The organism is Bdellovibrio sp. MYbb2 (genome assembly GCF_056175685.1).
In genome coordinates, this window is sequence record NZ_JBJKJI010000002.1 from 827,561 (window position 1) to 835,986 (window position 8,426).

Here is an 8,426-nt window from a genome sequence, read left to right on the forward strand (position 1 = left end):
GCCCAGCCCATGTTTTTCGAGGGGGTAAACACCTAACCTACGGGAAGGCGGCGATGGAACTTCATCGGTATTTGGCGTCGAACAGAATCGATCCGCTCACGTGTGAATTTAGAGATCGTCACCCCGGGCTGGCGCTTTTCAACCTGGCCCACAACAGCCCCCCAAGGATCGATAATCAGGCTGTGACCATAGGTTTCCCGGGTGCCACCACGAAGCCCCGTGTGGGTACCCCCTTGAGCAGCAGCAATCACATAAGATTGATTCTCAATCGCACGGGCGCGCAGCAGAATTTCCCAGTGCGCTTCGCCGGTTTTTACCAGGAACGCCGCCGGCAGCAAAATCACATCCACTTCACGACGGGCGTACTGGGAAAACAGCTCAGCAAAACGCACGTCATAACAGATCGCCTCGCCAACCTTCCAGCCGTCGATTTCGATCACATGCGGAGTCTGACCATGGCGAAACACGTCGGATTCACGGATGGGTTCCTGACCTTCCAGCTGGATGTCGAACAAGTGCATTTTCTGATACGTGGGCTGAACCTCCCCTTCCGGAGTGATCAGCGTCGAGGAATTGTAAAGATGCCCCTCAAGATACAGAGGAATCGAACCCAGGTGCAGATAAGTATTGTAGTGTTTTGCCAGCTCGGAAAGACGCGCAAAGGCCGGATGACTGAGAGTAAGCCCCTCGATCTTTTCGCCTTCTTTCAGACGCAAATACAGGCAGTTTTCAGGGAAGGAAACAAAGCGCGGTTGCGCGGTTTTGAAGGCTTCTTTTAAGAGCTCTTCCATCTGAGCCACGTTGGTTGTTACATCATCGACCGAAGTCATTTGCACTGCTGCGACAACCAACTCTGAACTCATCAAGGACCTCTTACTCTTCAGCGTTTAACAAAACATTGGAAGTGCGCGCCTCTTTGACTTCGCGGCAGTTCCATTTGGCTTCTTCCAGATTTTTTCGGACATTTGTTACGAAGTCATGGCAGGACTGATGATTTTGTCCAGAGCCGATGGTTTCATCTACACCTTGTTTTGTGTAGATCGCGCGGCAGATCTGATCAGTGCCAATTTCAACACGCAGAGTGCGAACCGTCTTGTTGCTTTTGCAAAGAACAAGAGACTCCCCTAGCTCAGCCGCGTGACTGAAAGACGAAAAAAAAAGCACCGTGATCGTCGCCGACAACAGTGCTTTTATGTTTTTTGCTTTAGAGATTTGGTCCTGTTTCAAGCTGCTCTCCTCTTTTAACAAGTGGGGCGAAATTAATGTTTCTAAACCCAACTTAGATTTTACGCAGCTATGTAAGAGACTAAAACGAAGAGATCGCCTTAAGGACCAAATTTAGACTTTGTCTTAGGCAAACTTTGCCCGGTCAATCTATGCGACGGACCGGACTTTAAGACTAAGCGGACTTAGACTTAGTAGCCTTTTTGGAAGTCTTCTTCTCTTTAGAAGCAGCTTCTACCAACTTCACGTTGGAGTAGTCGATGAAGCCTTCTTTTTTCAAAAGACCGTCTTTTTTATCGTAGTGTGTTTGTACTTTCACACCTTGAACTTGGATTTTCATTGCAGTAGCGTCTACAGCGATAACAGTGCCCTTCTTACCTTTGTCAGAGCCTGTGATAACTTGTACTGTCGCGCCTTTTTTGATTTTCAATTTCATTGTGGCCAACCTTAATTAGTTCTTAGAAGAAATTTTCTTTTTGATTCTCATCTTAACGGTCAAAGCTCTTTTAGAAAGCTTGGAATCGTCTTGATTAAGGATGAAATTATCAAAACCACCTACGTGCTCCATATCACGGATAGCACTAGCTGCGATTGAAAGTCTTACCATTTGGTTCAAAACGCGGCTAAAGATGCGTTTTTTCTGAACATTTGGTAGAGCAGTTGATTTTGTTTTAATGTTGGAGTGGGATACCAAGTTTTTAACAACTGGACCTTTTCCGGTTACTTCACATTTGCTCATTCTAAGCTCCTCTGGCTCTCTTACATAGGGCACCCCTTCGGATGCCTTAAAACTAGCTACAAGTCTGGGTTGGCGCCTATTGGCGCGAAAAACAAGAAACAACCATATAAAGTAAAAAGACACTTGATGGCAACTGTTTTTTCTCGTATACACAAGAACTCGCTAACCAACAGGAAATCGAAAGTAGGATAGTAATGAAAAAGACAACACGTAGCAAATACCGTCAGGAATTCTCTGGTGACCACGTATTCGATTACAAAGATCCAGCATCTTTGACTCGTTTCATTGGTGACGGTGGTAAAATCACTCCATCCAGAATCTCTAAATTGTCCGTTGCTCAACAAAAAAGAGTAGCAGCAGCAGTTAAGAAATCTCGTAACTTGGCTCTATTGCCATCTGGTTCTGACTCTTTCGATACATTCCATAGAGCAGAAGCAATCTCTCCAGTTCCTTTCGAGATCTAATCCGAAACGAATAAGAGTACTGATTTCCTGATTGGGAAGACAAAAAAGCCGGTGTGAAAACCGGCTTTTTTGCGTTTTAAGCCTTCTCCCGGCTGACTTTCCACCAGCTCCAGACCGTCGCCGCCATCATCAGCATGTAACTTTTACTCGACCACTGATGCAGCACCGGCCCCGGAATACCTATAAATGACAGCTGCTCAAACGGCACGCCCCAGTTCATCAACCTGATACCTAATATAGGTAACGCAAACAGGGTCCAGAACTGCATAACGACCACGAACCAAACAAACTGACCCAGCTCCCCCCGACGGTACTCCATCACCATTAAAATGACTGGCAGCATCACAAAAAGAATCCCCGCCAGGGTCGCCGCAATCTGACGATCCGGGATCCCCCTGAACAAGGCCATTACTGCCAGGATCACAATCACTTCTGCTATCAAATATCCTAGAAAAGCATTTCGTCTCATATCCAAGAAGCTAGTCCACCCCCGCAGACAACTCAAGGGGGAAGCATGCCCAGTACCCGTTTATTTTGATTTGAAGGCCGAACTGTCCGGCAACTGCCTTGCAATAGGGGTTATCCGAACAACGAAACCTTTTAAGGGGGCTTAAATGGAAACCAACGAATTGAAACTTTTGAAACTGCAAACTGAACTGAAATCTTTTGGCCTGAATCCGGCCGAATGGAGCCTGCAAAAGATCCAGGCCCTGGGTTACCTGCTTCAGAACACCCAGGACGAACAGTTCGCTATGTATGGACAACTTGAATACCGCGACAAAAAACCTCGCTGGAAGTCCCTGGAGGTGGTGTCGCTTTAATAGACCTCGCAACGGACCGAGAACAAACTGCGATTCCAGATATCCTGCTCTGAAAGAACCTGCGTGGCCTTACGAGGCTCGACAGCAACAAGAGCCGGATCCGCGGACGGCGGCAGTTCTTCGCCCGGGAATTTTTCATAAACTTTTTTACGGAAGTTCGTCCACGCCTCTTCCCCGTTAGCCCGAGTATAGATGTTCTTCAAACGACAGAAGATCGCGATCTCGGCATCTTGCATCCATCCAAAACGCTCAAGCCCCATTTCCGGAGGCTTGGTTCCCCAGGCCAAACGCGCCATCAATTCAATCCCATCATTCAAGTTGGAACGAACTTCGTTAATCCCATACAACTGGGAGGTACATTCGGCAGAGGCTTTGCCGACACCTTCAGCCACCTCGCGCAGAATGGTGAAGTACTCATAGCAGGACCCCGCACTGTTCCCCAGCTGACAAGCCTCTTTGGCGCGCACGACGGTCGGCGGAATTTTGGATTTCTTGTAGTCTGTTGGGAAGATGTTGCCTTTTTGCAACTCCTTGAACGCGTCGGCTTGAGTGTCGCAGACCGAATGAGGCGGGCTCATGATCATGAAGGCGATGATGGCAACCACCAGGACCAAAATGGCAAGAACAGGCTTCGGCAAAGAGTTCAGAAAGTTTTCCATGAAAAAAAGGGTACTAATATTACGCGTTAGAATCTAGTAGTTTGACAACTGGCCTAGGGATTATGTAGTTTTCTGACTCTGTCGGGGAGTAGCGCAGTCTGGTAGCGCATCTGGTTTGGGACCAGAGGGTCGTAGGTTCGAATCCTATCTCCCCGACCAATTTTGAACCTAGAAAATTTCAGCAAGCCGCTGAAATCACAAATAAAATACAAAAGTAAAATTTCAAATCGATGCACTCCAGGTGCGTTGGTGCGTGACGATCCAAAAAACCAAAGATATGACTCTACGTCTGACTCTACGAGGTACATCTTTGCTTTCGAAAATTTATGATCTTTTAAAGAACCACGAACAAATACTTAGTGCACTTGCCGCATTAACCGCAATTATAGCAACTTTCTGGGTGACGTTAAAAAAGAGCGCTACACTTGGAATACGTAAAATGAACGGCCACTCCTCGAATGAGATGAATATTGAATACTGGCGTTTATTTGGTCCGTCAGTTCCCAGAATGATGGAACTACTTCAATATGATCCTGCAGTTATCGAACGGGATTCTTATCACGTATATATTGCGATGCCGAGGGGAAGAGACGCAGTAGAATGGAACTTTTGGGCTTCATATTGCGTGATCACTCATAAACGTAAATTCATTACAGCCAATCGCTGGCTCTGGCAAAAGTATTGTGGCAAGCGAGATGAAGGGCGCAGGCTAGACTTCCTTGCAAAACCGGCAGATCTCGTTGCGATCGATAATTGGATCGAGGACAACTATGTTGACCAAAGTGGCGATATTGAACGCCCCAGTATAGAACGCAACTACGATCAAGAAAGATTCGGAGTCGGCGCAATGCTGAATGACGTAGGCTTCCTGTTTATGAACTTAAGAAATGATAGCTCTTATATACTGACAGATGTTGAAGTTAAGTTCTTGGTCGCAAGTGTTTCAGAAACTCTTCCACAAGTTCAAACTCCATACCGCTGGCCCTGGAATGACATTGTGGAAGCATTCAAGACAAAAGGAGATCCAAGTAACTATCTTCTCACCAATGACCTGGTTTTTGAACACGAAGAAACATTCCATATGGCAACTTGGGAACAAGGACTAGAAGTTGCTTTCCTAATGGCTACATATCGTTCTGATCAAGACGGCTTTGAAAATGGATACCTTGACGACGCGTTCAAGTTAAAATCAATTTCAGGTAAAATAGGCGGAAAAAGAGTCACATTCAATGTTAGAGGCCCATTGAGAGAAAAAGCATTACGAGAAAAAGTCCCCTATGGATGGTTTAGACAGTAGACCAATCCAACTACCCGACTCTTTCGCGGAAGTAGCAAGGTCTGACATTACAAAATACTTCAAAAATCAAAACATCAAAAGATATCCTCGCCATACCTACTCGACCAACTCAATCTTCGACTTCACTAATACCTTTGAGCGAGCCTGGCGATTGATCTGCTCGAAAAGATGGACATAGCCCAAAGTAGTCTCCTCGTCCCTATGCCCCAGAACCAAGCGACAGAACCCCGTGTCCGCCTGCGTGATACCCGCCAGATTGGTCGCAAAAGTGTGTCGTGCACAATGAGGCGACTTATGCTTGAAGCTGGTCCCCTCGTAGGCCTCCCGAAGCAACCGCGAAAAGAGATTCTTCTCTATACCATCAAAAAGCAGATAATCGTTTTTTGAAGACCCAAACCTTTTTTGCTCCAACATATTGACCTGCTCGTTGAATCGACGAGCAAGCGCATTGAAAGCCTGCTTGTCAAAAATCGGTATGGTTCTTCCTCCCTTAGCGTCGATGAGCTTGCGCCCCTTCAAAGGCTTCCTACCAACTGTGCCATCACCGCTCCTAGGACGAGTCGCGTCCGACAGCTGTGACTCAAGAGAAATATAACCAAAGCAGCTGAGGCCATGTCTTTGGATGGCACCCTTGACAAGGACTATCTCCGGCTCCCCTGGAGAAAAATCCGCCAAGGAAAGCCCGAGACCTTCCCCAAGACGGAGTCCGCTGTGCAACAAGACCGTGAAGAAATCTGCGGCAAGCCCTGTGGAGTCCAAGTCTTTGAGGCGCTGCTGAATGATCTTAGCCTCGTCATCTGAAATCACATCCTCAGCGGTGCGATGATTAGCCAAGTGCTGAGGAAACTTACGACACCTAGGGGCCTGCTCACACTTCCCCTTCCTGGACATCACTTCTAAAAACAAATTCAGCGCTCCGATTATATTATTACGGGTATTGTACGCCAAACCGCCATTCTTGGTGCGCTTCCCGGTATTCGCGGTCATCAGCCAATCACGAAAATCATCAAAGAACAGAGGCCAGTTGTTTAGGTTGTTGCACTGCTTATGGTTTAGGAAGAAATCGAATACATACTGGCGAAGATAGTAGGATGGAGATGTCCACGAATTGGGCGCCCGGATCTTCGCCTCGATCTCAAAAATTTCGAGCAACTTTTCGAAATCGTAGAACTTCTTTTTCCATGCAAGTTTACGTTCAATGCGAAACTTGGCTGCCTCGTGCTCAGCCTCGCGCAAACGACAAAACTCGTCGGCTTGCGAATCCGTTACGATGTTAGCAGGGACCTCAGAGCGCTTCAGACGCACGTTCTTTCGTACTACGGGGTTCCACTGGAGAAAGCTATAGTACGATTTCCCGTATCTATCCTTCCGTTTCTCCCATCGCATGACATGCTCCTTACCTGTAAAGGCCTCGTCCACCGAGGCCTCAGTGAATAATCACCAGCTTCGACCAAAAATGCTCAAAAAATTACCGCCAAGTGCGATTGCGGCGGCGTGAAGGAGTCAACACCTTTACCTGACCACCACGAGCCAAAAATTCTTGAACTGATTCGATTTTCACTTGTTTGGTATCCATCTGAGCCTCCCTGGTTTCGCTTGGCATAGCTGCCTCGCTTGATTCCATTCTGGAGGTCTGGCGTCCGAAGAACTTGGACGCCACTTGAGATCAATGAAGTATTTTTGTCCGGATTTGAGACTGTCAGATCGGTCGGATAATTCGTAAAGCCAGGAGCTTCTTATTCTCCTGGCGGGATTGATATCGCTGATTATACTGCCCCTATGCTGGCCAAAAACTTCTCGTTATCCAATTCTTGTTCAAACTTGCAAGTCCTCTCAGTATACCGGTAGATACGCTGACCATTTGGTGACCGTGATTGAACTGCTCCCTGCTCCTGAATACGAAGACTAAACTTCTTCTGTGATACAGGTTTACGCTTTTGCATTTCAAGCCACTCGACATAACTCTTGTAAAGATCCATGGGGGTCTTTCGGGCTTCGCCAATCGAAAGCGCATCACCACTTACAAACTCAATTCCTTTTTCACTTAACCACTCTTCGACTGAATCAAGCGCTCGAATTTCCTCTTGTAGATCTCGAATCTGCTCAAGATATGATAAAATTGGAGATTCACTTTCTTCGTCAATTCCTTGCCAAAGATCTAAATACTTCGTTGTGTTAATGATTGACCAGTCCAACTTTTCTTTTCCTGGGATCTCAAAAAATCGACGCATTCCAGTTGGGTCATAAATCATATCTTCTATCCGACTATTGGTCGCTCCGATGAATGTACAGATATTTGGCGCCTCTCCATTCTCGTGTCTTCCCAAGATTCGATAGGTAATTTTGGGTGCCGTGATAAGCTTCTTTAGTGAGTTAACATCCGCCTTATCAGCTTTAGCTAGCTCATCAAAGAAACAGACATAGTTTTTATGAAAGTTGAAGTATTCTCTGTTGTCATTGGCCGATGATACGTCAAGTGTGACACTATAATCAGAGATTGGTCCAAGCAGCTTCATTATGGCTGTAGACTTTCCGGAACCTTGCTTGCCAGTAATGACAGGCATCAGATGATGCTCCACCGGAAGCTCAAACACCTTCCGTTTAACTTGCCAAAGAAAATGTCCCATGACCGCCAAATAGATGGATGAACGCTGACTTTCACCAACAACTGCTCGAAGCCACTTTTCCAAAATCTGATTATTCCCTCTGAACTTCAGATCTTCACGGAAGTCCTTTAGACGTTTAGCTTTGAGTTCGTACTGTGCATGAATAATAACATCATGGATGTCTCCCTTATTGACGTTGTGGTATTTCTTTTTAAGGACCAAGTAATATTCTCGAACCAAGTCATCTAATGATATGAATGACCCTCGACACTTTATCATTCCATTTTCGAATTTAACCTGGTCAAGTTGCATATAGATTCGGACCTCATCAAGAGGACCAAACTTTTTCTTCTTTTTTGAGTGGCTTGGTGTTTGTTCTTCAGCTGATTGCGCTGTACCTTTCTCTGAACCTACAATCGGATTTTCGTCTTCATCCGCATATGTCTCTAAAACCGTCTCTTGCCCCTCAGTATCTAGATTGCTCTCGCTCTGACTCATAAAACCTCCCTATCGTGGCGTAATTACCAGCGATAAAGTCATGTTCCTGACCCCGATTTGATTTGGACACCCAGCCCAGGGGGTCTTTATGGAAGTAACGTCTAACAGACGGAAATTA

General features: G+C 46.2%; 11 protein-coding genes and 1 tRNA gene. 4 read left to right on the forward strand and 8 right to left on the reverse strand.

Annotated elements, in window-relative coordinates:
* Window positions 1-32: 32 nt before the first annotated feature.
* The 4 genes from AC04MQ_RS13815 to rpmB form a co-directional block, all read right to left on the reverse strand.
* Window positions 33-863, reverse strand: coding sequence for a carbon-nitrogen hydrolase family protein (locus tag AC04MQ_RS13815; RefSeq protein ID WP_015090067.1), 831 nt, complete (start codon window positions 861-863; stop codon window positions 33-35).
* A 10-nt stretch (window positions 864-873) separates the two neighbouring features.
* Window positions 874-1,227: a hypothetical protein gene (locus tag AC04MQ_RS13820; protein WP_475392355.1), complete on the reverse strand. Its 354-nt coding sequence runs from the start codon at window positions 1,225-1,227 to the stop codon at window positions 874-876.
* 172 nt (window positions 1,228-1,399) lie between these two features.
* Window positions 1,400-1,660 carry a KOW motif-containing protein gene (locus tag AC04MQ_RS13825; protein ID WP_015090065.1) on the reverse strand — a complete coding sequence of 87 codons (261 nt, stop codon included), beginning with the start codon at window positions 1,658-1,660 and terminating at the stop codon, window positions 1,400-1,402.
* Between the two features lie 15 nt (window positions 1,661-1,675).
* Window positions 1,676-1,963: a 50S ribosomal protein L28 gene (gene rpmB / locus AC04MQ_RS13830; RefSeq protein ID WP_041577024.1), complete on the reverse strand. Its 288-nt coding sequence runs from the start codon at window positions 1,961-1,963 to the stop codon at window positions 1,676-1,678.
* Between the two features lie 194 nt (window positions 1,964-2,157).
* On the opposite strand from rpmB, the gene rpsR reads away from it, so the two are divergent.
* Window positions 2,158-2,427, forward strand: coding sequence for a 30S ribosomal protein S18 (gene rpsR / locus AC04MQ_RS13835; protein WP_051026266.1), 270 nt, complete (start codon window positions 2,158-2,160; stop codon window positions 2,425-2,427).
* 76 nt (window positions 2,428-2,503) lie between these two features.
* Here rpsR and AC04MQ_RS13840 read toward each other — a convergent pair whose 3' ends face one another.
* Window positions 2,504-2,896 (reverse strand): hypothetical protein, encoded by a 393-nt coding sequence (locus AC04MQ_RS13840; RefSeq protein ID WP_475392356.1) that lies wholly within the window; start codon window positions 2,894-2,896, stop codon window positions 2,504-2,506.
* A gap of 145 nt (window positions 2,897-3,041) precedes the next feature.
* Between AC04MQ_RS13840 and AC04MQ_RS13845 the strand changes: the two genes are divergently transcribed.
* Window positions 3,042-3,248 carry a hypothetical protein gene (locus AC04MQ_RS13845; RefSeq protein ID WP_015090062.1) on the forward strand — a complete coding sequence of 69 codons (207 nt, stop codon included), beginning with the start codon at window positions 3,042-3,044 and terminating at the stop codon, window positions 3,246-3,248.
* On the opposite strand, the gene AC04MQ_RS13850 is transcribed toward AC04MQ_RS13845, so the two are convergent.
* On the reverse strand, window positions 3,245-3,907 hold the full coding sequence (locus AC04MQ_RS13850; protein ID WP_015090061.1) for a hypothetical protein: 663 nt from the start codon (window positions 3,905-3,907) through the stop codon (window positions 3,245-3,247). The two genes, AC04MQ_RS13845 and AC04MQ_RS13850, sit on opposite strands and share 4 nt — an antisense overlap.
* Before the next feature lie 82 nt (window positions 3,908-3,989).
* Here AC04MQ_RS13850 and AC04MQ_RS13855 point away from each other — a divergent pair.
* Both AC04MQ_RS13855 and AC04MQ_RS13860 read left to right on the forward strand, forming a co-directional pair.
* A tRNA-Pro gene (locus AC04MQ_RS13855) sits at window positions 3,990-4,066 on the forward strand.
* Window positions 4,067-4,160: 94 nt separating this feature from the next.
* A complete protein-coding gene (locus AC04MQ_RS13860) occupies window positions 4,161-5,204 on the forward strand; it encodes a hypothetical protein (protein WP_475392357.1) in 1,044 nt (347 codons plus the stop codon).
* Between the two features lie 96 nt (window positions 5,205-5,300).
* On the opposite strand, the gene AC04MQ_RS13865 is transcribed toward AC04MQ_RS13860, so the two are convergent.
* Together AC04MQ_RS13865 and AC04MQ_RS13870 are read right to left on the reverse strand one after the other, a co-directional pair.
* Window positions 5,301-6,590 (reverse strand): hypothetical protein, encoded by a 1,290-nt coding sequence (locus AC04MQ_RS13865; RefSeq protein WP_475392358.1) that lies wholly within the window; start codon window positions 6,588-6,590, stop codon window positions 5,301-5,303.
* A 380-nt stretch (window positions 6,591-6,970) separates the two neighbouring features.
* Window positions 6,971-8,308 carry a VapE domain-containing protein gene (locus AC04MQ_RS13870; RefSeq protein ID WP_475392359.1) on the reverse strand — a complete coding sequence of 446 codons (1,338 nt, stop codon included), beginning with the start codon at window positions 8,306-8,308 and terminating at the stop codon, window positions 6,971-6,973.
* Window positions 8,309-8,426: the final 118 nt, after the last annotated feature.